General features: G+C 39.1%; 18 protein-coding genes, 14 tRNA genes and 3 rRNA genes. 32 read left to right on the forward strand and 3 right to left on the reverse strand.

Features of this window, described 5'->3' with window-relative positions; translation table 11 throughout:
- The first annotated feature begins 81 nt into the window (after positions 1–81).
- The 19 genes from IGL98_RS07790 to IGL98_RS07880 all read left to right on the forward strand — a co-directional run bounded on the left by IGL98_RS07790 (position 82) and on the right by IGL98_RS07880 (position 9,149).
- On the forward strand, positions 82–768 hold the full coding sequence (locus IGL98_RS07790; RefSeq protein WP_010765234.1) for a response regulator transcription factor: 687 nt from the start codon (positions 82–84) through the stop codon (positions 766–768).
- Positions 769–779: 11 nt separating this feature from the next.
- Entirely contained in the window at positions 780–2,282 is a 1,503-nt protein-coding gene (locus IGL98_RS07795; RefSeq protein ID WP_206843056.1) for a HAMP domain-containing sensor histidine kinase, read from the forward strand.
- A 628-nt stretch (positions 2,283–2,910) separates the two neighbouring features.
- Positions 2,911–4,471: ribosomal RNA gene (locus IGL98_RS07800) — 16S ribosomal RNA — on the forward strand.
- An 82-nt stretch (positions 4,472–4,553) separates the two neighbouring features.
- Positions 4,554–4,626, forward strand: a tRNA-Ala gene (locus tag IGL98_RS07805).
- Positions 4,627–4,812: 186 nt separating this feature from the next.
- Positions 4,813–7,724 (forward strand): 23S ribosomal RNA (locus tag IGL98_RS07810).
- Between the two features lie 96 nt (positions 7,725–7,820).
- A 5S ribosomal RNA gene (gene rrf, locus IGL98_RS07815) occupies positions 7,821–7,936 on the forward strand.
- The 16S, 23S and 5S rRNA genes sit together here with 14 tRNA genes alongside, the layout of an rRNA operon.
- 7 nt (positions 7,937–7,943) lie before the next feature.
- A tRNA-Asn gene (locus IGL98_RS07820) sits at positions 7,944–8,017 on the forward strand.
- Between the two features lie 47 nt (positions 8,018–8,064).
- Positions 8,065–8,153: transfer RNA gene (locus IGL98_RS07825), tRNA-Ser, on the forward strand.
- A gap of 15 nt (positions 8,154–8,168) precedes the next feature.
- Positions 8,169–8,240, forward strand: a tRNA-Glu gene (locus IGL98_RS07830).
- 12 nt (positions 8,241–8,252) lie between these two features.
- Positions 8,253–8,325 (forward strand) — tRNA-Val (locus IGL98_RS07835).
- 9 nt (positions 8,326–8,334) lie between these two features.
- Positions 8,335–8,408, forward strand: a tRNA-Asp gene (locus IGL98_RS07840).
- 14 nt (positions 8,409–8,422) lie between these two features.
- Positions 8,423–8,495 (forward strand) — tRNA-Phe (locus IGL98_RS07845).
- Between the two features lie 3 nt (positions 8,496–8,498).
- A tRNA-Tyr gene (locus IGL98_RS07850) sits at positions 8,499–8,579 on the forward strand.
- A gap of 9 nt (positions 8,580–8,588) precedes the next feature.
- A tRNA-Trp gene (locus IGL98_RS07855) sits at positions 8,589–8,659 on the forward strand.
- Between the two features lie 17 nt (positions 8,660–8,676).
- Positions 8,677–8,749, forward strand: a tRNA-His gene (locus IGL98_RS07860).
- A 30-nt stretch (positions 8,750–8,779) separates the two neighbouring features.
- Positions 8,780–8,852: transfer RNA gene (locus IGL98_RS07865), tRNA-His, on the forward strand.
- Between the two features lie 21 nt (positions 8,853–8,873).
- Positions 8,874–8,945, forward strand: a tRNA-Gln gene (locus IGL98_RS07870).
- A gap of 34 nt (positions 8,946–8,979) precedes the next feature.
- Positions 8,980–9,050, forward strand: a tRNA-Cys gene (locus IGL98_RS07875).
- 15 nt (positions 9,051–9,065) lie between these two features.
- A tRNA-Leu gene (locus IGL98_RS07880) sits at positions 9,066–9,149 on the forward strand.
- Between the two features lie 426 nt (positions 9,150–9,575).
- On the opposite strand, the gene IGL98_RS07885 is transcribed toward IGL98_RS07880, so the two are convergent.
- On the reverse strand, positions 9,576–10,121 hold the full coding sequence (locus IGL98_RS07885; RefSeq protein WP_206847269.1) for a PadR family transcriptional regulator: 546 nt from the start codon (positions 10,119–10,121) through the stop codon (positions 9,576–9,578).
- 141 nt (positions 10,122–10,262) lie between these two features.
- On the opposite strand from IGL98_RS07885, the gene IGL98_RS07890 reads away from it, so the two are divergent.
- Positions 10,263–11,162: an MFS transporter gene (locus tag IGL98_RS07890; RefSeq protein WP_339099592.1), complete on the forward strand. Its 900-nt coding sequence runs from the start codon at positions 10,263–10,265 to the stop codon at positions 11,160–11,162.
- Entirely contained in the window at positions 11,077–11,472 is a 396-nt protein-coding gene (locus IGL98_RS07895) for an MFS transporter (RefSeq protein WP_430605063.1), read from the forward strand. The genes IGL98_RS07890 and IGL98_RS07895 overlap by 86 nt, the downstream gene beginning before the upstream one ends.
- A gap of 153 nt (positions 11,473–11,625) precedes the next feature.
- Here IGL98_RS07895 and IGL98_RS07900 read toward each other — a convergent pair whose 3' ends face one another.
- Together IGL98_RS07900 and IGL98_RS07905 are read right to left on the reverse strand one after the other, a co-directional pair.
- A complete protein-coding gene (locus IGL98_RS07900) occupies positions 11,626–14,004 on the reverse strand; it encodes a sigma 54-interacting transcriptional regulator (RefSeq protein ID WP_242590125.1) in 2,379 nt (792 codons plus the stop codon).
- Between the two features lie 83 nt (positions 14,005–14,087).
- A complete protein-coding gene (locus IGL98_RS07905) occupies positions 14,088–14,285 on the reverse strand; it encodes an HTH domain-containing protein (protein ID WP_242590124.1) in 198 nt (65 codons plus the stop codon).
- 254 nt (positions 14,286–14,539) lie between these two features.
- Between IGL98_RS07905 and IGL98_RS07910 the strand changes: the two genes are divergently transcribed.
- The 11 genes from IGL98_RS07910 to aguA all read left to right on the forward strand — a co-directional run bounded on the left by IGL98_RS07910 (position 14,540) and on the right by aguA (position 25,977).
- Positions 14,540–14,875 (forward strand): PTS lactose/cellobiose transporter subunit IIA, encoded by a 336-nt coding sequence (locus tag IGL98_RS07910; protein WP_206911764.1) that lies wholly within the window; start codon positions 14,540–14,542, stop codon positions 14,873–14,875.
- A gap of 25 nt (positions 14,876–14,900) precedes the next feature.
- Positions 14,901–15,203, forward strand: coding sequence for a PTS sugar transporter subunit IIB (locus tag IGL98_RS07915; protein ID WP_206911763.1), 303 nt, complete (start codon positions 14,901–14,903; stop codon positions 15,201–15,203).
- 23 nt (positions 15,204–15,226) lie between these two features.
- Complete coding sequence (locus IGL98_RS07920) at positions 15,227–15,568, forward strand: hypothetical protein (protein ID WP_242590123.1); 342 nt, start codon at positions 15,227–15,229, stop codon at positions 15,566–15,568.
- Positions 15,477–16,484: a PTS sugar transporter subunit IIC gene (locus tag IGL98_RS07925; protein ID WP_339099591.1), complete on the forward strand. Its 1,008-nt coding sequence runs from the start codon at positions 15,477–15,479 to the stop codon at positions 16,482–16,484. The genes IGL98_RS07920 and IGL98_RS07925 overlap by 92 nt, the downstream gene beginning before the upstream one ends.
- 12 nt (positions 16,485–16,496) lie before the next feature.
- A complete protein-coding gene (locus IGL98_RS07930) occupies positions 16,497–17,540 on the forward strand; it encodes a tyrosine-protein phosphatase (protein ID WP_242590121.1) in 1,044 nt (347 codons plus the stop codon).
- A 263-nt stretch (positions 17,541–17,803) separates the two neighbouring features.
- Positions 17,804–18,640, forward strand: a complete 837-nt coding sequence (gene licT / locus IGL98_RS07935) for a BglG family transcription antiterminator LicT (RefSeq protein WP_069645575.1) — start codon at positions 17,804–17,806, stop codon at positions 18,638–18,640.
- Positions 18,641–18,769: 129 nt separating this feature from the next.
- A complete protein-coding gene (locus tag IGL98_RS07940) occupies positions 18,770–20,653 on the forward strand; it encodes a beta-glucoside-specific PTS transporter subunit IIABC (RefSeq protein ID WP_206911762.1) in 1,884 nt (627 codons plus the stop codon).
- Positions 20,654–20,693: 40 nt separating this feature from the next.
- Positions 20,694–22,124 carry a 6-phospho-beta-glucosidase gene (locus IGL98_RS07945; RefSeq protein WP_339099590.1) on the forward strand — a complete coding sequence of 477 codons (1,431 nt, stop codon included), beginning with the start codon at positions 20,694–20,696 and terminating at the stop codon, positions 22,122–22,124.
- Between the two features lie 248 nt (positions 22,125–22,372).
- Positions 22,373–23,398 (forward strand): putrescine carbamoyltransferase, encoded by a 1,026-nt coding sequence (gene ptcA / locus IGL98_RS07950; RefSeq protein ID WP_206912087.1) that lies wholly within the window; start codon positions 22,373–22,375, stop codon positions 23,396–23,398.
- Between the two features lie 94 nt (positions 23,399–23,492).
- Positions 23,493–24,899 (forward strand): APC family permease, encoded by a 1,407-nt coding sequence (locus IGL98_RS07955; protein WP_206912088.1) that lies wholly within the window; start codon positions 23,493–23,495, stop codon positions 24,897–24,899.
- Positions 24,886–25,977, forward strand: coding sequence for an agmatine deiminase (gene aguA, locus IGL98_RS07960; RefSeq protein ID WP_206842613.1), 1,092 nt, complete (start codon positions 24,886–24,888; stop codon positions 25,975–25,977). The genes IGL98_RS07955 and aguA overlap by 14 nt, the downstream gene beginning before the upstream one ends.
- Positions 25,978–25,986 lie beyond the last annotated feature (9 nt).

Genomic DNA, 25,986 nt, shown 5'->3' on the forward strand with positions numbered 1-25,986 from the left:
TTGTTACTAGCTTTTTGAGGTAAAAGTGGGTATAATGGGTAGGCTTTAAGATAGCTTTTAAAGAGAAAGGACAAATAACCAATGAGTAATATTCTAATTATTGAAGATGAAAAAAACTTAGCGCGTTTTGTAGAATTGGAGCTGAAACATGAAGGTTACACTACGGAGGTTCACTACAATGGACGTACTGGTTTAGAAGCGGCTTTAAATAATGATTGGGATGCTATCCTTTTAGATTTGATGTTGCCTGAATTAAACGGGCTTGAAGTTTGTCGACGTGTACGGCAAGTGAAAAATACGCCAATCATCATGATGACGGCAAGAGATTCTGTGATAGATCGTGTATCTGGTTTGGATCATGGAGCGGATGATTACATTGTAAAACCATTTGCTATTGAAGAGTTACTAGCACGTTTACGCGCATTGCTTCGCCGAATCGATATCGAAGGTGACAAAAACGTGGCGAAACAAACAACAATCACATATCGTGATCTAACGATCGAAAAAGAAAATCGCGTTGTTCGCCGTAATTCTGAAATGATTGAATTAACGAAACGTGAATACGAATTACTATTAACTTTAATGGAAAATGTAAATGTTGTATTAGCTCGTGATGTACTATTAAATAAAGTATGGGGCTATGAAACAGAAGTCGAAACAAATGTTGTCGATGTGTATATCCGTTATCTACGTAATAAAATTGATGTTCCAGGCGAGGAGAGCTACATTCAAACTGTTCGTGGAACAGGTTATGTGATGCGCTCGTGAAATCAATAAAAATGAAAAAAGCAGCAAAAAAAGAACTGAAGGGGCCTTCTTTGACAATAAAGTGGGCTTCTGCAAGTTCTTTCTTCATATTTGTAGTATTTACGATATTTGCAGTAATTACGTATAAATCATCTGTTAACCTTATTGTTGAAAAAGAACGAGAAAATGTAGAAAGAACGGTTGGAGAAGTGGGCAATCGTTTGGCAAATGCTGATGGAAACTTGACTGTATCAGATGTCTATGAGAAATTAAAGACACCGAGTGTTGATGAAAATGCTTTAGACAACAAAAAAATCTCCGTAGAAGGATCTTTGATGGAGATGGATACCATGCTTTCTGAGTTGGGGCAACCAGCGTTATTTTTATCTGTTTATGATACAAATGGAACGTTAGTATTTGAGACGCAAAAAGTTCAAAGTCAGCTACAGAAAAAAGAGAAACAAGAGGCTGAGATTAAAACATTAGATGATAGAACAGGATTTTTAGTTATTCAACCAGTTTATTCGAAAGAGAATAGAGAACAGATCGGTTATATTCAGGCTTTTTATGAATTGTCCTCTTTTTATGATATTCGAAATCGTTTATTACTGACATTAATCGTTTTAGAGATCATTTCATTCATTTTAAGTAGCATACTAGGTTTTATTTTGTCTTCGTATTTTTTAAAACCAGTAAAAGTTTTACGAGATACAATGGATACAATCAGAAAAGACCCGCAATCGGATATACATATGCCAGATATTCATTCTAATGATGAGTTAGCAGACCTTGCGGAAATTTTTAATGAAATGTTGGATCGTATGAGACGATATATCGAGCAGCAAGAGCAATTTGTTGAAGATGTTTCCCATGAGTTACGTACACCGGTTGCAATTATTGAAGGGCATTTGAATTTATTGAATCGCTGGGGGAAAGAAGATCCGGAAGTGTTGGATGAATCTTTAGAAGCGAGTCTACAAGAAATTGTGCGTATGAAGAGTCTAGTTCAAGAAATGTTGGATCTATCTCGCGCTGAACAAGTAGATGTTCAATATTCAAATCATACATCAAATGCTAAACAAGTTGTTTATCAAGTGTTTAACAATTTTAAAATTTTATATCCAGATTTTGTTATTACTTTAGATGATGACTTATTAAATGAAGTAACACTGGGGATTTACCGTAATCACTTTGAACAGCTTCTGATTATTATTTTGGACAATGCTGTGAAGTATTCAACAACGCGTAAAGAAGTTCATATTTCTATTTCAAAAACATTGAGTGAGTTTGAAATTGCAATTCAAGATTTTGGTGAAGGAATCCCTGAAGATGATTTAGCTAAAATTTTCAATCGTTTTTATCGTGTAGATAAAGCACGAGCTCGTAATAAGGGTGGGAATGGACTAGGCCTATCAATTGCCAAACAGCTAGTGGAGAATTATAAAGGAAGAATAGATGCGGAAAGTGTTGTTCATCAAGGAACAATATTTAGAATCTACATTCCAATAGTAGATAAAGGTGAAATAGTAGAGTAGGAGTAAAAGCTTCTACTCTTTTCTTATCGATTAAGCGAATAATCTATTTAGTTTGGCACGGAATAATACAGAAAAAGCGAATGCTCAAAATGAAGTTTAGGTGATTTGTTCGCTAAGAGAAAAAAGAATCAAAAATAGACATTTTCTAGTTGCATTTTACGATAAGTATTGTTATATTTATACATGTTCTGATGATTTAACATTGCTTAAGTGAAAGAGAAAAAAATATATTTTTTTCTACTTGACGAAAGGAATATAATCATGATAGAATAACAAAGTTGTTAATTCAAAACAACTAAAATAACTTAGAATATCAGGAAAAAAGTTGTTGACAAATAACAAACAACCTGATAAAATAATGAAGTTGTCAAGAAACATTCGATAACATCAAGCAGAAAAAAACTTTGAAACTTTTTAAAAAAAGTGTTGACATCAAATCGAAGATTTGATATGATATAAAAGTTGCTGCGAGGTAACACAGTAGACCTTTGAAAACTGAACAAAGTAAGACGAACCAAATGTGTAGGTTGTTTTACAACGGTAAAAACAAACAACAATTTTTAACAAAAGCGAAGCAATATGCTAGCAACCAAATGAGCTTAACAATCATCGGATTGTGTTCAACTTTTATTATGAGAGTTTGATCCTGGCTCAGGACGAACGCTGGCGGCGTGCCTAATACATGCAAGTCGAACGCTTCTTTTCTACCGAGTGCTTGCACTCAATTGAAAAGAGGAGTGGCGGACGGGTGAGTAACACGTGGGTAACCTACCCATCAGAGGGGGATAACACTTGGAAACAGGTGCTAATACCGCATAATAGTCGACACCGCATGGTGCTGATTTGAAAGACGCTTTCGGGTGTCACTGATGGATGGACCCGCGGTGCATTAGCTAGTTGGTGAGGTAACGGCTCACCAAGGCCATGATGCATAGCCGACCTGAGAGGGTGATCGGCCACACTGGGACTGAGACACGGCCCAGACTCCTACGGGAGGCAGCAGTAGGGAATCTTCGGCAATGGACGAAAGTCTGACCGAGCAACGCCGCGTGAGTGAAGAAGGTTTTCGGATCGTAAAACTCTGTTGTTAGAGAAGAACAAGTAGGAGAGTAACTGCTCTTACCTTGACGGTATCTAACCAGAAAGCCACGGCTAACTACGTGCCAGCAGCCGCGGTAATACGTAGGTGGCAAGCGTTGTCCGGATTTATTGGGCGTAAAGCGAGCGCAGGCGGTTTCTTAAGTCTGATGTGAAAGCCCCCGGCTCAACCGGGGAGGGTCATTGGAAACTGGGAGACTTGAGTGCAGAAGAGGAGAGTGGAATTCCATGTGTAGCGGTGAAATGCGTAGATATATGGAGGAACACCAGTGGCGAAGGCGACTCTCTGGTCTGTAACTGACGCTGAGGCTCGAAAGCGTGGGGAGCAAACAGGATTAGATACCCTGGTAGTCCACGCCGTAAACGATGAGTGCTAAGTGTTGGAGGGTTTCCGCCCTTCAGTGCTGCAGCTAACGCATTAAGCACTCCGCCTGGGGAGTACGACCGCAAGGTTGAAACTCAAAGGAATTGACGGGGGCCCGCACAAGCGGTGGAGCATGTGGTTTAATTCGAAGCAACGCGAAGAACCTTACCAGGTCTTGACATCCTTTGACCACTCGAGAGATCGAGCTTTCCCTTCGGGGACAAAGTGACAGGTGGTGCATGGTTGTCGTCAGCTCGTGTCGTGAGATGTTGGGTTAAGTCCCGCAACGAGCGCAACCCCTATTGTTAGTTGCCATCATTTAGTTGGGCACTCTAGCGAGACTGCCGGTGACAAACCGGAGGAAGGTGGGGATGACGTCAAATCATCATGCCCCTTATGACCTGGGCTACACACGTGCTACAATGGGAAGTACAACGAGTCGCTAGGCCGCGAGGTCATGCAAATCTCTTAAAGCTTCTCTCAGTTCGGATTGTAGGCTGCAACTCGCCTACATGAAGCCGGAATCGCTAGTAATCGCGGATCAGCACGCCGCGGTGAATACGTTCCCGGGCCTTGTACACACCGCCCGTCACACCACGAAAGTTTGTAACACCCGAAGTCGGTGAGGTAACCCTTGTGGAGCCAGCCGCCTAAGGTGGGATAGATGATTGGGGTGAAGTCGTAACAAGGTAGCCGTATCGGAAGGTGCGGCTGGATCACCTCCTTTCTAAGGAATATTACGGAAACTTACACATTCGTCGATACTTTGTTCAGTTTTGAGAGGTTTACTCTCAAATTAATAGTACCAAGGGGCCTTAGCTCACCTGGGAGAGCGCCTGCTTTGCACGCAGGAGGTAAGCGGTTCGATCCCGCTAGGCTCCATAGTAACCTTTTGGTTACTAATCTAATATTGTTCATTGAAAACTGGATATTGAAGTAAAAAAGTAATCAAAACAAACCGAGAACACCGCGTTGGATAGTAAATTTATTTATTGTTCGAAGCTTATTTTATTGGTAACGCCTCTATCGCTAGAGAAACGAACCAAACAATTGACCGTAAGGTCATAAGGTTAAGTGAATAAGGGCGCACGGTGGATGCCTTGGCATTAGGAGCCGATGAAGGACGGGACTAACACCGATATGCTTTGGGGAGCTGTAAGTGAGCTATGATCCAGAGATTTCCGAATGGGGAAACCCAACATCTTTTATAGGATGTTACTTTCCAGTGAATACATAGCTGGTTAGAGGTAGACGCAGAGAACTGAAACATCTAAGTACCTGCAGGAAGAGAAAGAAAATTCGATTCCCTGAGTAGCGGCGAGCGAAACGGGAAGAGCCCAAACCAACAAGCTTGCTTGTTGGGGTTGTAGGACTCCAATGTGGTAGTCTGTCAAGATAGTCGAAGAACCTGGAAAGGTTCGCCAAAGTGGGTAATAGCCCCGTAGACGAAATGTTGGCAACACCTAGGAGTATCCTGAGTACGGCGGAACACGAGAAATTCCGTCGGAATCCGCGGGGACCATCCCGCAAGGCTAAATACTCCCTAATGACCGATAGTGAACCAGTACCGTGAGGGAAAGGTGAAAAGCACCCCGGAAGGGGAGTGAAATAGATCCTGAAACCGTGTGCCTACAACAAGTCAAAGCCCGTTAATGGGTGATGGCGTGCCTTTTGTAGAATGAACCGGCGAGTTACGATTGCATGCGAGGTTAAGGTGAAGAGCCGGAGCCGCAGCGAAAGCGAGTCTGAATAGGGCGAATGAGTATGTAGTCGTAGACCCGAAACCATGTGATCTACCCATGGCCAGGTTGAAGGTGTGGTAAAACGCACTGGAGGACCGAACCCACGTACGTTGAAAAGTGCGGGGATGAGCTGTGGGTAGCGGAGAAATTCCAAACGAACTTGGAGATAGCTGGTTCTCTCCGAAATAGCTTTAGGGCTAGCCTCGGAATTAAGAATGATGGAGGTAGAGCACTGTTTGGACTAGGGGCCCATCTCGGGTTACCGAATTCAGATAAACTCCGAATGCCATTCATTTATATCCGGGAGTCAGACTGCGAGTGATAAGATCCGTAGTCGAAAGGGAAACAGCCCAGACCACCAGCTAAGGTCCCAAAATATATGTTAAGTGGAAAAGGATGTGGGGTTGCACAGACAACTAGGATGTTGGCTCAGAAGCAGCCACCATTTAAAGAGTGCGTAATAGCTCACTAGTCGAGTGACCCTGCGCCGAAAATGTACCGGGGCTAAACATATTACCGAAGCTGTGGATTACACCTCTGGTGTAATGGTAGGAGAGCGTTCTAAGGGCGTTGAAGGTCGATCGTGAGGACGGCTGGAGCGCTTAGAAGTGAGAATGCCGGTATGAGTAGCGAAAGACGGGTGAGAATCCCGTCCACCGTATGACTAAGGTTTCCTGGGGAAGGCTCGTCCGCCCAGGGTTAGTCGGGACCTAAGCCGAGGCCGAAAGGCGTAGGCGATGGACAACAGGTTGATATTCCTGTACCAGTTGTTTTTGTTTGAGCAATGGAGGGACGCAGGAGGCTAAGAAATGCATGCGACTGGAAGTGCATGTCCAAGCAGTAAGTCTTGAGTAGAGTCAAATGCTTTACTCTATACGGACAAGCTGTGATGGGGAGGGAAATAATAGTACCGAAGTTTCTGATGTCACACTGTCAAGAAAAGCTTCTAGTGAGAAAACAACTGCCCGTACCGTAAACCGACACAGGTAGTCGAGGAGAGTATCCTAAGGTGTGCGAGTGAACTCTCGTTAAGGAACTCGGCAAAATGACCCCGTAACTTCGGGAGAAGGGGTGCTGACTTCGGTCAGCCGCAGTGAATAGGCCCAAGCGACTGTTTATCAAAAACACAGGTCTCTGCAAAATCGAAAGATGAAGTATAGGGGCTGACGCCTGCCCGGTGCTGGAAGGTTAAGAGGATGGGTTAGCTTCGGCGAAGCTCAGAATTGAAGCCCCAGTAAACGGCGGCCGTAACTATAACGGTCCTAAGGTAGCGAAATTCCTTGTCGGGTAAGTTCCGACCCGCACGAAAGGCGTAACGATTTGGGCACTGTCTCAACGAGAGACTCGGTGAAATTTTAGTACCTGTGAAGATGCAGGTTACCCGCGACAGGACGGAAAGACCCCATGGAGCTTTACTGTAGCTTGATATTGAGTGTTTGTACCACATGTACAGGATAGGTAGGAGCCGATGAACCCGGAACGCTAGTTTCGGTGGAGGCGCTGGTGGGATACTACCCTTGTGTTATGAACCCTCTAACCCGCACCACTTATCGTGGTGGGAGACAGTGTCAGGTGGGCAGTTTGACTGGGGCGGTCGCCTCCTAAAGAGTAACGGAGGCGCCCAAAGGTTCCCTCAGAATGGTTGGAAATCATTCGCAGAGTGTAAAGGCAGAAGGGAGCTTGACTGCGAGACTTACAAGTCGAGCAGGGACGAAAGTCGGGCTTAGTGATCCGGTGGTTCCGCATGGAAGGGCCATCGCTCAACGGATAAAAGCTACCCTGGGGATAACAGGCTTATCTCCCCCAAGAGTCCACATCGACGGGGAGGTTTGGCACCTCGATGTCGGCTCGTCGCATCCTGGGGCTGTAGTCGGTCCCAAGGGTTGGGCTGTTCGCCCATTAAAGCGGCACGCGAGCTGGGTTCAGAACGTCGTGAGACAGTTCGGTCCCTATCCGTCGCGGGCGTTGGAAATTTGAGAGGAGCTGTCCTTAGTACGAGAGGACCGGGATGGACTTACCGCTGGTGTACCAGTTGTTCTGCCAAGGGCATTGCTGGGTAGCTATGTAGGGAAGGGATAAACGCTGAAAGCATCTAAGTGTGAAGCCCACCTCAAGATGAGATTTCCCATTTCTTTAAGAAAGTAAGACCCCTGAGAGATGATCAGGTAGATAGGTTGGAAGTGGAAGTGCAGTGATGTACGGAGCGGACCAATACTAATCGGTCGAGGACTTAACCTAAGAAACGAATAAAAAAGTGTTTAACCACGTTTTGATTACGTACTTCAATCCAGTTTTGAGTGAATAATCACTCAACTTAATAGCAACAACACCCAGTGTGGTGGCGATAGCGAGAAGGATACACCTGTTCCCATGCCGAACACAGAAGTTAAGCTTCTTAGCGCCGATTGTAGTGAAGGGTTTCCCTTTGTGAGAGTAGGACGTCGCCACGCTAATTATTCCGGCATAGCTCAGTTGGTAGTAGCGCATGACTGTTAATCATGATGTCGTAGGTTCGAGTCCTACTGCCGGAGTTCCTTAATATAGGACTTAATGAGTAATGCTTGCTTCTTTTAACTTTGGAGAGTTGTCCGAGTGGCCGAAGGAGCATGATTGGAAATCATGTAGACGGTGAACGCTGTCTCAAGGGTTCGAATCCCTTACTCTCCGTATTAAGTTTTTATTGGCCCGTTGGTCAAGCGGTTAAGACACCGCCCTTTCACGGCGGTATCACGGGTTCGATTCCCGTACGGGTCATTTATATTTATTGGAGGTTTAGCTCAGCTGGGAGAGCACCTGCCTTACAAGCAGGGGGTCGGCGGTTCGATCCCGTCAACCTCCATTAAATTACGGTTTGGTAGTTCAGCTGGTTAGAATGCCTGCCTGTCACGCAGGAGGTCGCGGGTTCGAGTCCCGTCCAGACCGTTTTATTATTTTTTGGCGCAGTAGCTCAGTTGGTAGAGCAACGGATTGAAGCTCCGTGTGTCGGCAGTTCGATTCTGTCTTGCGCCATTTGGAGGAATAGCGAAGTGGCTAAACGCGACGGACTGTAAATCCGTTCCTTAGGGTTCAGTGGTTCGAATCCACTTTCCTCCATTACATAGTAGGGATATAGTTAAACGGTATAACTACGGTCTCCAAAACCGTCATTGTGGGTTCGATTCCTACTATCCCTGTTAAGTAATATTTTATGGCGATTGTGGTGAAGTGGTTAACACAGCGGATTGTGGTTCCGCCATGCGTGGGTTCGATCCCCATCAGTCGCCCTTAGATTTAATTTTATTATATATTTTATGGCGATTGTGGTGAAGTGGTTAACACAGCGGATTGTGGTTCCGCCATGCGTGGGTTCGATTCCCATCAGTCGCCCTTAGATTTAATTTTTATTATTGGGGTATAGCCAAGCGGTAAGGCAACAGGTTTTGATCCTGTCATGCGTTGGTTCGAATCCAGCTACCCCAGTTTTCTCTTTTAGAGAATCTTTAAATTGTGATATGGCGGTATAGCCAAGTGGTAAGGCAGAGGTCTGCAAAACCTTCATCACCGGTTCAAATCCGGTTACCGCCTTGCAAATTATTTCATGCCGGCGTGGCGGAATTGGCAGACGCGCTGGACTCAAAATCCAGTGCCCGCGAGGGCGTGCCGGTTCGACCCCGGCCGCCGGTATAATTGATACATCAACATTTTCGATTGTTGATGTATTTTTTTTATTGATTTTAAAAAGTAAAGTCTCCATTTAAGTGAATTGGATTTAAAACCAGAAATAAATGAGATTATCGATTTAAAAGGAGAACTACTGTATCTTGTAGGGATAATGAAAGCTTTGAACAATTCGTTGAAGGCAATAATGGTGAATGGATAAGCATAACTTTGTTGATAAAACTGAAATCAATAGGAAAAAACAAAATGATTTCTACAACAGGTGAGAGTGGCTAGGTATTTCTTGTAATATTTGGACTATTCATTTCTATAGCATCAGTTATAACGTTAAACCTACGAAAAAAGATTTATAACGAATAACAAATTAAAAGGGAGGAAAGACATTAAGTTGTTTTTCCTCCCTTTTAATATATAGACAATGACTTAAGTAGATCAGTCATCTAATTTACTTGAAAATAATTGCTCGACTTGTTCTTCAGCCCACTGGCACCAGCGAAGTTCCTCTTCACACATTCGTATTCTTTTTTGGATAACCAAAAATCGTCCAAAGTTTTTTTTCTGTTCTTCTGGATCAGTTAATTGATCGATTTGCGCTTGTTTCGCTTGGTTTTTTTTAAGCATTTTTAATTGATGCTGTTTTCTTTCAAAAAGTAAACCTTTAACGGTATCTTTATCTAAAATTGATGCTACATATATTTTTGCAAGAAATTCATCTTTTTGAGAAGGTTCTTTTGTTTCCTCTTGGATCCAAGTGTTGACGATATTTTCTCCTTTTTTAGTCAAATGATAGATTTTTTTTTGTGAATGCTTCTCGTCATTTTCGACTGAAACATATTCTTCCTTCAAAAGTTTTGCTAAAGAAGTGTAAATCTGACTGTGATGGGCTTCCCAAAAAAGTGAAAGATATTGCTTCAATTCATAACCAGTACATGGTTTTCTAACTAACATACAAAGCAAAATATAACTTAGAGTATTCATAGCAACTGTTCTCCTTATCATTTTGAATCTGCTTATTTTCTATTATAGCACAAAATAGAGTGATATATCGTAAATAAATACATGTAAATATTGACATGTATTTATTTATGTAGTATTTTTATATAGAAAGAAGGTAATGAAGTGGAAGAATCAGAATTTTTAGAGGAACGTTTAGAAGAGATGAAAATTGATAAGAGTGGACTGCGCTCTGCTTATGCGGTTGCATTTACTTGTATGATTGCATTTATGGGCATCGGCTTGGTAGATCCTATTTTAAAAACAATTGCACGGCAGTTAGACGCTACACCAGCACAAACAACGCTTTTATTTACTAGTTATATGTTGGTGACAGGGGTTATGATGCTGTTTACTGGATATATTTCTAGTAGGATTGGTGCAAAGAAAACATTGATTTTTGGATTGATCATTATTATTGGATTTTCATGTTTAGCAGGTTTTTCTGAAACGATTGAAGGCTTAATCTATTTACGCGCAGGTTGGGGGTTAGGAAATGCATTATTTATTTCAACCGCTTTATCTGCAATTGTGGGCGTGTTAGCGGGGCAAACGGAAAAAGCAATCATTATGTATGAAGCATCGATGGGACTGGGAATGGCGATTGGGCCTTTGCTTGGTGGTGTGTTAGGTAGCATGTCTTGGCGTATGCCGTTCTTTGGTGTAGCCACTTTGATGTTTATAGCAACATTAGCAATTGCTTTTTTGTTAACGCCAATAGCTAAGCCAAAGAAAAAAGTATCTCTTTTGGCAGGGATCAAGGCTTTAAGCAATCATAAATTGCGCTCAGTCGGGATCATTGCATTATTATATAATTTTGGCTTTTTTACATTATTAGCCTATGCGCCATTTCTACTTGAAGGATTTTCAGAAATGCAAGTTGGTTTTGTCTTTTTTGGTTGGGGCGCTATTAGCAGTAGCTTCTGTATTTATTGCACCTATTTTAGAGAAACAGATCAATACGTATCGTACCATTTTACTAGCATTGTTCTTTTTCTTAGTATGTTTGGGTTTTATTGGATTTAATGCACAGACGCCGGAATTAGTCGCTGTGGGCGTTATTATGGCCGGGTTATTCCAGGGCTTGATCAATACACTTTTAACAACGATTGCGATGGAAATACCAGATATTGAAAGAAGTGTAGCTTCATCTTCATATAGTTTTATTCGTTTTTTTGGTGGTGCAATCGCACCTTTTGTAGCTGGAAAATTAGCAGAAATTTGGAATTCCAGTGTAACATTTTACTTTGCAGCATTTATGGTATTGATTGGATTGGTATTTGTGATTATTCATAGTCAGTATTTCGCAACAGAGGAAGAATACGAAATTATTTAAAAGAAGGTTTGTATACAAAAGCTATTCGTTACAGTATTGTATTTCATTTTTTGAATAATCTTATGTCGTATTTTCATATTAATTTTGGAGGCACGCATTGCTCGGGGAAAGAGCTCTAGACAAACTATTTTTAGTTTTGTCTAGAGCTCTTTTTTAAAGAAATGACTCATTCATAAAAAAGGCAGTGATATAAAAAATTTCATCCTTAGGTATTGTGATGGCATAATAGGTTTCTAAAAATTGACTGTTTTTTTGAACGCTGGCAATTTCAACAGCAAATTTTTCTTGAAATGTTGAAGTTTGTGGAAAACAACTGACATTTTTTCCTTGTTTTAAACGGTCGATCATGCAAACTATATGACAAGCTAAACCTACTTTTATTTCATAAGAAATATCAGGATTGATTTGTGCTGCCATTGTTTCCACCCATTCTCTAATTGAAACAATTAGTTGCTCACCATCTTTATACACTAGCATATTTGCAATATTAGTACGCATGCCTTCAAACGCGATTTCATAATCGATCAGAGACTGGATTTGCTTTGTTTTTGTTTCATCTAGTGCATCAGTGATTGAAAAATGGGGCGAAGCCAACGATAACTGAAAAGTGCCGATCGTGCAAATGATTTTTCCAGAGCAACTCAAGTTCGTGATCGTTTGTTCTAATAATCTTTCATCAGTTATTTGTAATGATACGATTTCGCAAGCACCACCTCTTAAATTTAAGCGGTTGTCTAGCATTTTTTTGATTAATTGAGCAGAGCCTTCGCCTGTAGTACATAACGTAAGGATATATAATTTTCCTGGTTTTTGTTCTTCATAATTTTTCTTATAAGTAGATAGTCCTCTAATATTCTTCGTTGATTCAAATACTTCATTTAAACCATGGCCAAGAGAGGCTTTTCTACTGGCTTCCAAAACATGAAGGGTGCTGACCAGTTCAATACAGCGGATTTGGATGTTTAAATTTTTTTCTAATTCATCACTGAAATTGATCAAAGAGCCCATGTCTACTAACAATAGAACATCCTTTAACTGATTCTTTGCAGAAAGATAATTTTGGATATTTGTCAAAGTAACGATTGGTTTTTCTTCAAGATTCATATCAAATCCGATCGCTATTTGTTCACCGAGGAGTTTGTTTACGACATTGGCCATACTTGTTGCTGTTGATTCACCGTGGGCTACGACAATGACTTCAACTTTCGTTCTTTTTTTACTTTTACTTTCATCGGATGTAAAAAATAGGGCAAGAAATCCAGCTTCATCTTCTGGAAGTCGGATACTAAAATCGGATTCTATGACAGATAGACAATGTTGGGCCGCATCAAAAAGACGAGGATGCTCTTGTTTTATCTCAACGATTCGCGGGTTGATGATTGTCTGGCCTCTTTTTACTCGTTGAATCGTATTGTATAAATGAAGGGCAAGTCCATAACGGACATTATCAGATAAATAAATAGTCAACAATCTGGAGGCTTTTTCACATACTTTGTTAGCTGTTGCAACGATTTCTGAACCGACGATTTGCTCCAAATTATTTAAATCAACGACTGAATCAGTATTATATGAACGATAATAATTAGTGATTGTTGTATCGATGATTTCGCTTGTTTGAGAAATATTAAGTCCGATTCGTTCCATGTCGCTCATTTTCTGTTCGATGATTTGGTAGATATCATTTCCCTTCGTCTCTTTAGGTAAGAAGAGTGTCGTTTCTTCTTCATTGAAGAGGAAGAATCGGGTATTCATATTTGGTAGAAGTAGCCAGATTTTTTTGCGGTCTTCAGTATTATAAAGTCCTTCACGGATGTAATGTGGGAGCTCATAGCTACTGATTTTGATTGTTTCTTCCTGGCGAGCAATAAATTGAGAATAGGCTTTTGCACATAGTAGTTGAATGTCTGCTTTTAGCTGCCCCACATTATTTGGACAATGATATCCTAGTAAGGCTCGAATTGTATTGGTTGAAACTTCTATTGGTGTTCTTAGTTTCTTCGTCTCAGTTTGAAAAAAAGTTGCAATTAAGCTTAATCTCTCTTCTAAACCACGGTCAACCAAACTGGGAATTTCAATTCTCATTGGAATTCTACGGATAAATGTTTGTAGTAAAGAAGAGGAGGTATCTTCTGTCGTTGCACAAACAAGTAAAACTTGCGCTTGTCGTTCACTATTTGTCTCGCCAAGCCTGCGGTAAATCCCTCGATCAATGAATGTAAACAGCATTTCTTGACCTTCAGGAGGAAGGCGGTGGATTTCATCTAGAAAGAGAATGCCGCCATTTGCTTTTTCTAGTAAACCAACTCGATCGTGATCTGCTCCAGTATAAGCACCTTTCAGTACTCCGAAAATGGAGCCTACCAATAACTGAGGATTATTTGCATAGTCAGCGCAATTAAAGGTGATGAAGTTAGAATCCGCTTTCAATTTATTTTGCACAAGCGCATAAGTATAAATTAATTCAGCAAACATGCTTTTTCCAACACCTGTTTCGCCAGTTAATAAGATATGCATCCCATTTGGAGGATACAAAATAGCTGCCTTAGCTTGTTCACCACAGTGAAAAAGACTGGGGCTTTTTTTGATGAAATCATCTAAGATATTCTCTTCATTTTTTATTGTTGGAGTAGTTGAAAAAAATAGACTGGTTTAGTACCGATTTTCTTTGCTTTACCTAGTTTGACTAATTGATTTAAATCACTACTGACATTTGCACTTGTGATCTGTAGTTGCTCTGCCATTTCACTTGCAGTAACGGGTTGCTTTTCAGAGTATTGTGTTAGTAATTCCGCTATTTTATCGATTCTTTTCATTTTTCCACGACCTTTGATGGATAGTGTATTTTGTGTTCTATGGACTAAGTATAATGTTGTGAGATGAAATAGTCAAAGTCATGTATTTTATTTTTGACAATGTGTTTTGTCGGTTCTGAAAGATGTGTTTTGTTTTTTTGAATTACGAAACACATCTTTCAGAATCGTTATTCAGTCAATGTTTTAATTGTTTGGCACGTTTATTGCGTTTATAACTATGAAAACATAATTAGTGTTTGAATGGAGAAGATCAAATGATTTCAGAGACGGATATAATGCAGATCATTGTTTATGCGGGTAATGCCAAATCACTGGCAATGAATGCAATCAAAGAGGCCAAAGATGGAAAGATAGCGAGCGCAAAAAAGACGTTAGAAGAAAGCAAAAAAAACTTAAAAGTTGCTCATCAACATCACACAGACATTTTACAGAAATTTGCGAGTAATCCAGATGAATCTGCCAATATGTTTTTGACTCATGCACAAGATCATATGATGGCAGCGATAACTGCAACAGATTTTGCAAAAGAATTAATAGATTTACATGAAGAACTACAACAATTGCGTAGTTTAATTACAGAGAATGCTTAAAAAATAAATGGAAAAGGTGATCAGAATGAAAATTACATTAGCGTGTGCAGGTGGAATGTCAACAGGAATGTTAGTTAAAAAAATGGAGGAGTACGCAACTTCACAAGGGATCGAAGCAGATATTTCAACCTGTGGACTTAGTGAATTAAAAGAAAGAGTGATTGGATCAGATATTATTTTATTAGGTCCCCAAGTTGGTTATCAGTTAGATGATGTAAAAAAAGAATATCCAGATATTCCAGTACTTGTGATTGAGATGATGGATTATGGCATGATGAATGGAGAGAAAGTTTTTAAAAATGCTCAAGAGATTATCGCGTCTAATTAGGGTTAGTTAAAGGAGGAGTAAAAATGTCTGAAACAAAAAAAAGTTCATTTATCAACGGATTGAATGTATTTGTCAATAAGTTTTCGAATAATACCTTTGTTAAGAGTATCGCTAATGGCATGATGATGACATTACCGATCACGATTGTAGGAAGTCTGACAACGATTATTGGAATGATTCCGGGGTTACCTGAGATCGTCATGAAAGCTTGCTCGTTAGGAACATCGATTTCAAGTAATCTAATTACGATCTATGTTATTATTGGGATTTCTTGTGCTATGGAGAGAGAAAAAAGGCGATACGATTGCATCAATTATTTTGTCGTTAGCTGCTTTCTTCGTTTTGACACCAATAACTGCATTTGATATTGGTCATGAAAAACCAGCGTTGGCTTTTGAATTAACTTATCTAGGTTCAAAAGGAATTTTTGTTGGGATGATCGTGGCGTTAGTTGTTACTTGGGTTTTCGCTAAAATGGTTGAAAAGCGTATTACGTTTAGAATGCCTGAGAGTGTACCTACGGCTATTGCCAAAACATTTGAAGCAATTGTTCCAGCAGCAATTATTTTTATCGTTGTTATTATGATCAGTACTGCTTTCGCTGAAACTAAATTTGGTAATATTCATGACTTTATCTATACGAATTTGCAAACACCGCTCGAAGCTTTAGGGGGTTCGATATGGTCAGCGCTATTCATCATGTTTTTATCAGAATTATTATGGTTCTTCGGTATTCATGGAAGTATGGTGGTAGGTTCTGTTATTGCCGTTTTATTTACAACACAAGCTTATGCAAATATGGAAGCTGTCGCAGTAGGAGAAGCTGCAACAAACATTATCAATTCGTTTTTCTTAGATGCATTTAAAGGTCCGAGAGCTTTAGCTTTAGCTGTTATTCTAGTTTGGATGAGTAGAAGTGAAAAATTCAAATCAATTGGAAAAATTTCCTTAGTTCCTAGTATCTTCGGAATCACTGAACCAATGAAATTTGGGATTCCAATGATCATGAATGCGATTATTTTTATTCCATTGACTCTTTCAGCGGCTGTCTGCGTAGGAATTGCTTATGTAGCAACAATAATTGGATTTTTACCTGTTATCAGTGTCAATGTTCCTAAAAATTTACCTACTTTCTTATCCGGTTTTATGGCCGCTGGTTGGCAAGGATTGGTCGTGCAGTTGATTCAATTTATTGTGGTATTATTATTGTATCTGCCATTTATGAAAAAATTGGATAGTCAAGGTGTTGCAGAAGAAACTGCAAATCTTGAAATGAAATAGGAGCGTGACCTGATGCAAACACTTCAAGTAAAAAGGGATGAGAATCAATTAGCAATTTATATTCCAGATACAGCAGTACTTCCTGTCAAGGTTTATTATGGAACAGACAGTTCAGGAAAAGCGCATACTAACTATTTGGAGTTTACAGAACAAGGGTGGCAAAATTTTGTAGATCCTAATTCTAATGAACGTCTTTACTTTAAATTAGAAATGAATTCAGATGTATTTATCGGAGCAGAACGTCGATTGCCTTTGAAAAATTTATATAATTGCCGTGATATGGGAGGGTATCATACAACCGATGGCCGATTAACAAAGTGGGGGCAAGTTTTCCGCTCAGATGCATTGCATCAAATAGATGAGAAAGGTCAAGCCTATATTGAGCGTATGGGTGTCAAGAGGATTATTGATTTTCGTTCACCAGAGGAAATAAAGAAAGATCCGAATAAATCCATTTCGACCAGTGAGATATTCAATTTTAATCCTCATGCAGATGTGGCTCAACAAGCCAGTACGCAAACTGTTTCTCGGAAGGATGAAGATAAAATAGCTCAATTAGAAATAATGGTTGAGACAGAAGAAGGTCGGGCGCAACTGGTCAAAAATCGTAATGTAATGGTCAAACAAATGGAGCAATTAGTGTTAGGAACAAATGCCATCAAAGCATATAAACAATTTTTTAAAACGCTTGTACAAGAGGATATAACCCCGCTGATATTCCATTGCCAAGGCGGAAAAGATCGGACCGGTTGGGCAGCAGCTTTATATTTAGGTGCTTTAGGTGTGGATAAAGATCAAATCTACCAAGATTATTTACTAACTGATAAAATGAATGCTCCCAGAAATGCGAAAAGAATGGCTATTTATAAAAAGTATACAGACAATGAAGATGTGTTAGCTTTTCTAGCCTCCTTGCAGCAAACAAGAAAAGATTATCTGGATGGAGCATATGATGCTGTACAAGGGCGTTATGGCACGATAACTAATTACTTAAAAGATGAATTAGAAGTAGATGAAGAAACGTTAGAATCACTAAGAAATAAATACGTGTATTGATTCGAGTAAATATCATTAGCAAGATAGAATAACTAAATCTGTCTTGCTATTTATCGTTATACGTTAAGTAACAATAATATTTAAGTTAGTAGAAATTCTCTTTTAAAAGCGAATGAAAGTATTTTCCCGTTATTGACAACGCTTTATTTTCATGGTTTAATAACAAGAGAAATCAAGATTGTTACTGAGTTTTCAGGCTATACTTTATTTCTTTTTAGTAACATTTAATTAGCTAGCTGATCTAATCTCATTGAGGAGATATTATGGAAGTAAAAAAAGTAATCAATAATAATATCGTGAAGTCTCTTGATGCTGACAATCACGAAGTACTAGTGATGGGTAAAGGTATTGGCTTTAAGAAAAATGTCGGTGATGTTATTGATGATGCTCTTATTGAAAAAGTATATACAAGTAATGCCGATTTAAATACAAATAAGCTCACTCAACTATTATCGAATGTTCGTTTAGAGCATTTACAGGTTGCCAATGAAATTATTGGATTCGCTAAAGTTTCCTTAGGTAAAAAGTTGAATGAAAATATCTACCTTACGTTAACTGATCATATCGATTATGCAATTGAACGACATAATAGCGGTTTACCTGTTAGAAACGCGTTACTTTGGGAAATCAAGCGTTTTTACAATCACGAATATTTGATTGGAAAAGAAGCTTTGACTATTATTTCTAATCGTCTGGATATAGTACTTCCAGAAGATGAAGCTGGTTTTATTGCATTGCATATCGTTAATGCAGAACTAGATTTATCACAAGTCAGTCAAGTTTCAGAAATGACAAAGGTCATTCAAAAAATCATTAATATTGTTAAATACCATTATAAAACAGATTTGGATGAATACACGTTAAATTATGAACGATTTATTACGCATTTAAAGTTTTTTGTTCAACGCTTATTTAGCGGAATAGAATTGGATAAAGACAAAGATGAAGGCTTCTTGTTTATGTTAAAAGAAAAATATCAAGACGAATACCTTTGTGCATTGAAAATACGCGAGTATATTGGAAAAGAATTTGGTCGTGATTTACAAGAAGATGAGATGATTTATCTCACTATCCATATCAGAAGAATAACCAACAATTAAAGGATTGTTACTGCGTTAAAGCAGGCTATACCTAAGAAAAATCTCTTTGAAATAAGAGGTTTCTTAGGTATTTTTTTATGGATTTTATTAGGCTTCACAATTTAACACTTAGAATTAGGGGGATGAATGATGAATTATCAAGAATTAGGAAAAACGATTATTGAAAAAATCGGTGGAAAACAAAATATCGCTGGTTTGACTCATTGCGCTACGAGGTTACGTTTCAATTTGAAAGAAGAAGGGAAAACTCAAACAGATGGATTGAAAAATACGCCAGGAGTGATGGGTGTTGTTTCAAAAGGCGGACAGTATCAGGTAATTATCGGTAGTGATGTAGGGAGTGTTTATAAAGAAATTTTAAAGGAAGTACCCACTTTAGATGGAGAACAAGTTGAATCTAACGAAAAAGATGAACGTGGTGCAGCTTCAAAAATTATTGACACGATCACAGGTATTTTTACACCAATTTTACCAGCGATTACTGCGGCTGGGATGTTAAAAGCTGTTTTGTCTCTTCTAGTTGTTTTTAATGCAATCGATATAACTGGGCAGACCTATATTATTATTGATTTCATGGCAGATTCAGCTTTTTACTTTTTACCTATTTTGTTAGCAGCGTCATCTGCACAGAAATTTAAAACAAATATGTATCTAGCCATGATGGTTGGTGGGATTTTACTTCATCCGAATTTTGTGGGAATGGTTAATGCTATCAAGGAGGCAGGAGAAGGCGGTATTCATCTTTTCGGATTACAGATATCTGCAGTAACGTATGGATCGTCAGTTATTCCGATTATTTTAGCTGTTTGGTTTATGTCTTATGTCGAACCGATTGCTGATAAAGTATCGCCTAAAGCAATCAAGTTTTTCAGTAAACCATTGATTACAATTGCGATTGTTGGGACAGTTTCGCTAGTAATAGTAGGACCGCTTGGTTATTTCATTAGTGACGCTATTTCAAATGGAATCAAAGCTTTGGAAAACTTTAGTCCATGGTTAGTTCCGACGATTATTGGAGCGTTGACACCATTGTTTGTAGCAACAGGAACGCATTATGGATTAGTACCGATCGGTATTAATAATCGTATGACAACTGGTTATGATAGTGTGATCTATCCAGGAATGTTAGCCTCAAACCTTGGACAAGGTGCTGCTTCTTTAGCCGTTGGTGTGAAAAGTAAAGATTCTTCAATCAAACAAGTAGCTGCTTCAGCTGGTTTAACAGGTTTGTTTGGGATTACTGAACCTGCATTGTATGGGGTTAACTTGAAATATAAAACTCCCTTATATGCTGCAATGATTGGCGGGGGAATCGGTGGTTTGTTCATGGGAATTACTCGAGTGAAAAACTTTACTGGTGGTTCACCTGGCTTATTGACACTTCCAAGTTACATTGGTGATGATACGTTGACACATTTATATATGGCTTGTATCGGAGCTGCAATCAGTATCGTGATTTCTTTTGCTGTTTCATATATTTTATATAAAGATCCAGTCGTCGAAACACCAAAAGCAACAATTAAAAACAATGAAGGTAACACTATTTCCGAAGCAAATACGATCACAGAGATCGTTGCACCAATCAAAGGTGACGTAGTAGCCTTGACAGCCGTAGAAGATGGAATGTTTTCAGAAGAGATTTTAGGTAAAGGCATTGCAATTAAACCTGTAGAAGGTATTGTTTACGCACCCGTTTCAGGAACTGTAACAGCACTTTTTGATTCTAAACATGCAATTGGTTTAACAAGTGATTCAGGTGTGGAGCTATTGATTCATATTGGCATTGATACCGTTCAATTAAATGGCATGGGGTATGAGTATTTTGTTGAAAAAGGTCAAAATATTGAAATAGGAGATAAGTTAATTGAATTTGACTTAGAAAAAATTGCTGAAAAAGGCTATAATATAATTACACCCGTTGTTGTAACGAATTCAGCCGATTTTGGTGATATTATTACTTTAACCAAAGTATTGGCTGAACCAGGTGAGCAAGTAATGAAAGTCATTCGCTAAGAAGACTTTTGTTCAAATAAATTGTTGGAGGATGAATCATATGGCATTTAGAAAAGACTTTTTATGGGGCGGCGCAACAGCGGCCAATCAATGTGAAGGCGGTTATAACGAAGGCGGACGCGGTTTGGCTAACGTAGATTTAGCACCCGTTGGACCGGATCGTTTTCCAGTAATCACAGGGGAGATGAAAATGTTTGATTTTGATGACGAACATTTTTATCCAGCTCAAAACGCGATCGACATGTACCATCGTTATAAAGAAGACATCGCATTATTTGGCGAAATGGGTTTTAAAACCTACCGTCTCTCAATTGCTTGGAGTCGAATTTTCCCTCTAGGAGACGAAACTGAGCCGAATGAAGAAGGCTTGAAGTTCTATGAAGATTTGTTCAAAGAATGCCGCAAACACAATATAGAGCCCCTTGTAACGATCACTCACTTTGATTGTCCAATGCATCTAGTAGAAAAATATGGCGCATGGCGTAGTCGTGAAATGGTTGGCTTTTATGAAAACTTATGTAACGTAATTTTCAATCGCTACAAAGGCTTAGTTAAATATTGGTTAACATTCAACGAAATCAATATGATTTTACACGCACCATTTATGGGGGCAGGTCTTTATTTTGAAGAAGGTGAAAATAAGGAACAAGTGAAATACCAAGCGGCGCATCACGAGTTATTGGCAAGTGCTATCGCGACAAAAATTGCCCATGAAGTCGATCCAGAAAACCAAGTAGGCTGTATGTTAGCGGCAGGCACAAACTATGCGTATACATGTAAACCAGAAGATGTCTGGGCAGCGCGTAAAGCGGATCGGGAGAATTTCTTCTTTATTGATGTACAATCTCGTGGGGAATACCCAGCGTATGCGTTGAAAGAATTAGAGCGTGAAGGCATTGAATTACCAATTGAAGAGGGCGACTTAGAATTACTGAAAGAACACACAGTAGACTTTATTTCATTCTCTTATTATTCATCACGCGTTCAATCGACTGATCCTGCGATCAATGAACAAACAGCAGGAAATATCTTTGCCTCAGTGAAAAATCCATATTTAGAAGCAAGTGAATGGGGCTGGCAGATTGATCCATTGGGATTACGTGTGACAATGAATGACTTGTACGACCGTTACCAAAAACCATTGTTTATCGTAGAAAACGGCTTAGGAGCAGTAGATACGCCAGACAAAAACGGCAACGTGATCGATGATTATCGTATCGACTATTTAGCTGCGCACATCCAAGCGATGAAAGATGCGGTAGAGCTTGATGGTGTAGATTTACTAGGCTATACCACATGGGGCTGTATCGATCTTGTTTCAGCAGGAACAGGAGAAATGAAAAAACGCTATGGTTTTATCTATGTAGACCGTGATAATGATGGAAATGGTACATTGAAACGCTCGAAGAAAAAATCATTTGACTGGTATAAAAAAGTGATTGCGACAAATGGGGAAGATTTGACGAATTAGACCTATTTTCGAATAAAATAGTAAAAGGTAAGAACGAGTTTTTGTATACTCGTTCTTACCTTTTTTGCTGTATACCGATCAGTGTAACCTGTTACGCAAAATGGAACAAAATACAAGCTGCTTTTCTCTTCATCAAGTATTTCGAAACCGCTTTAAAAATAATGAGCTTAGAGGTATGCTTATCTCGTCAAAAGGAAAACTCGAGGAATCCGACAATACAAATCAAAAATAGATTGGTGGAAAAGACGATGAAAAAAAGAGATTTTGTCGATACAAATGATTTTACAAAAACAGAAATCGATTTTATGATCCAACTGGCTTTGAAATTAAAAGAAGCAATCAAAAATGGCTATTATCCGCCCCTTTTAAAAGATAAAACGTTGGGAATGATCTTTGAGCAATCATCAACTCGCACTAGAGTATCTTTTGAAACAGCAATGACTCAACTTGGTGGACATGCACAATATTTAGCTCCAGGTCAAATTCAATTAGGCGGACATGAATCTTTAGGCGATACTGCTCGAGTGTTATCTCTTTTAGTAGATATTTTAATGGCACGAGTGGAACGTCATCAAACAATTGTGGATCTAGCTAAAGACGCAACAATTCCAGTTATCAATGGTATGAGTGACTACAATCATCCAACACAGGAATTAGGAGATATTATTACAATGACTGAGCACTTGCCAGTAGGGAAAAAACTAAGTGATTGTAAAATCGTTTTTGTTGGAGATGCTACTCAGGTGTGTGTATCTACAATGTTTATGGCAACTAAAATGGGAATGGATTTTGTTCAATTCGGGCCAAAAGGCTTTCAAATAAAAGAAGAAACAGTAGCAATCGGTCGAAAAAATGCAGAAGTTTCTGGCGGTAGTGTGTTGATCACAGAAAATGCAGAAGCAGCAATGAAGGATGCTGATTTTATTTATACGGACGTTTGGTATGGCCTATATGAAGCTGAACTATCAGAAGAAGAACGGATGGCGACATTCTATCCAAAATATCAAGTGAACCAAGCTTTGATCGATATGGCTGCACCACATGTTAAATTTTTACACTGTTTACCTGCATCGAGAGGTGAAGAAGTGACCGATGAAGTTTTAGATGCACCTTATTCAATTGTTTTGGATGAAGCTGAAAATCGATTAACGGCAATGCGTTCTTTATTGGTCTATTTCATGAATCCCTATTTAGATTATGCAAGTGAAGCAGTTGGTGAGCTCTATGATGCAGAATTTGAATTGATGTTGAGAAACGCTGTAGTTGCTAAGTAATTTTGGATAAAGAGCGAGGTAGAAGTAGAGTATAGCAATAACAAAAAGTCTCTGCTTCTATTTTCGGTTCTTTAATGAAAGGTGCGTACAAAACATGAAAGAAAAAAAGAAATTTCGGTTGTTTGACGCAGTTCTAATGGCAGTTGTTGTCATACTTGTTGTTGAATCTGCCGCTCCAGCTGCTGCTATTGGTTCATCACAATTTTTTTGGTGGGGAATTTTATTAATTTTATTCTTTTTGCCATATGGATTGATCTCAGCTGAATTAGGTACGACATATACTGGAGACGGAGGTATTTATGATTGGGTGAAAATGGCCTTTGGACGACGATGGGGTGCTCGTGTAGCCTGGTTTTATTGGATTAATTTTCCAATTTGGATGGCAAGTTTGGCTGTTCTTTTTACAGAAGTTATGACACAAATTTTCGGATTAGAAGTTGGAGCACCAGTTTTGATCATATTTCAGTTAGTCTTTATCTGGAGTGTTACGTTGATCAGTTGTTACCCAGTGAGTGATAGCAAATGGATTTTGAATCTGGCTGCTTTTGCTAAAGTAGCTATTATGGTTTGCTTAGGTGTATTAGGTATTTATCATGCAATAACGAAAGGTATGGCGAATGATTTTTCAGGTAAAGCATTGCTGCCGACCTTCGATTTGAATAGTTTAAGTTTTATTTCAGTGATTTTGTTTAACTTTTTGGGATTTGAAGTGGTAACAACCTTGGCTAGTGATATGGAAAATCCAAAAAAACAAATTCCACAAGCAATCATTTATGGCGGTATTTTAATTGCGTTCTTCTATTTGTTTGCTGCATTTGGAATGGGGGCCGCGGTGCCAGCAGATCAATTGTCGACTTCGGGTGGTTTGATCGATAGCTTTATCTTACTAGTCGGTGGGATCAATCCGTTTGTGATCATTATTGGGTTATTGTTTATGTATACTTTAGCTGCAAACCTGATTTCTTGGGCTTTAGGGGTTAACTATGTTGCGTTTTATGCGGCTAAAAATCATGATATGCCAAAAGTATTCGCCAAAGAGAATCCTAAAAATGAAATGCCGATCGGAGCTTCCGTTATGAATGGTATTGTTGCTTCTGTGTTGGTGGTTGCAGCACCCTTTATTCCAAATGAAAATATTTTCTGGGCATTTTTCGCTTTAAATGTGGTGGCATTATTAGTTTCGTATATTATGATGTTCCCTGCATTTCTGAAACTACGCAAAATCGATCCAGATAAAGAGCGCCCATTTAAAGTTCCTGGAGGTTCTGTTTTACTAAAAATCATCGCTTATGTTCCTTTAGCGTTGTTAGTCATTACTTTGTTTTTCTCGATCGTTCCTTTGTCAAGCAAAGAATATGCTGAGAAAATACCAATTTTGATTGGAACAATTGCAGCAGCGATTATTGGTGAAATCTGTATTCGTTTGGGCGATAAGGAGTATGCAAAAGAAACGGATAAAAAAATTCAAGATAAAGGGAGTTTAGAACATGAAAACAATTGATAGTTCACCTAAAAAAGACGGCTTCCGTATGCCGGGAGAATTTGAAGCGCATCAAGGTGTGTATATTTTATGGCCGGAGCGACCAGATAATTGGCGTAATGGAGGGAAGCCAGCTCAAAAAACATTTGTCGATGTAGCTGTTGCTATCAATGAATTTGAACCAGTAACCGTTGGCGTATCTGCTGAGCAATATGATAATGCTCGCCATATGCTGCCAGAAGAAGTACGTGTCGTAGAAATCGCAAATGATGATGCTTGGGTTCGAGATTGTGGTCCGACTTTTGTTAAAAATGATAAAGGAGAAATTCGCGGCGTGGATTGGACGTTTAATTCATGGGGCGGTTTAGTAGATGGTTTATATTTTCCTTGGGATAAAGATGACCAAGTAGCACAAAAAATTTGTGAAGTAGAGTGGCTTGATCGGTATCGTTTAAATGATTTTGTTTTAGAAGGTGGTTCGATTCATGTTGATGGTGAAGGAACTTTGATCACCACAGAAGAATGTTTATTATCAGAAGGCCGAAATGCGCAACTCTCTAAAAAACAAATTGAACAAGTATTAAAAGAATATCTTTCATTAGACAAAATCATTTGGCTGAAACGTGGAATTTATTTAGACGAAACCAATGGTCATGTAGACAATATTGTTAATTTTGTAAAACCAGGAGAAGTTGTCTTGGCATGGACGGATGACAAAAATGATCCGCAATATGAAATTTCAAAAGAATGTTTGGCTATTTTAGAAAAAAAGACAGATGCTAAAGGCCGTAAGCTTGTTGTGCATAAATTATATGTGCCAAAACCTATCTTGATCACAGAAGAAGAAAGTTTTGGGGTAGATGCAGTAGCAGGAACTTTGCCAAGAGAAAAAGGCGATCGTTTAGCTGCTAGCTATGCAAACTATTATACGGCAAACGGCGGTATCATTTTACCACTATTTGATGATCCAAATGATGAAAAGGCAATCGATTTATTAAAAGAACTATATCCTGATAGAAAAATTGTTGGAGTGCCTGCAAGAGAAATTCTTTTAGGTGGTGGAAATATTCACTGCATTACCCAACAAGTACCAAAATGAGGTGGAATA

Source organism: Enterococcus sp. DIV0840 (assembly GCF_050527835.1).
GTDB lineage: Bacteria > Bacillota > Bacilli > Lactobacillales > Enterococcaceae > Enterococcus_L > Enterococcus_L ureasiticus.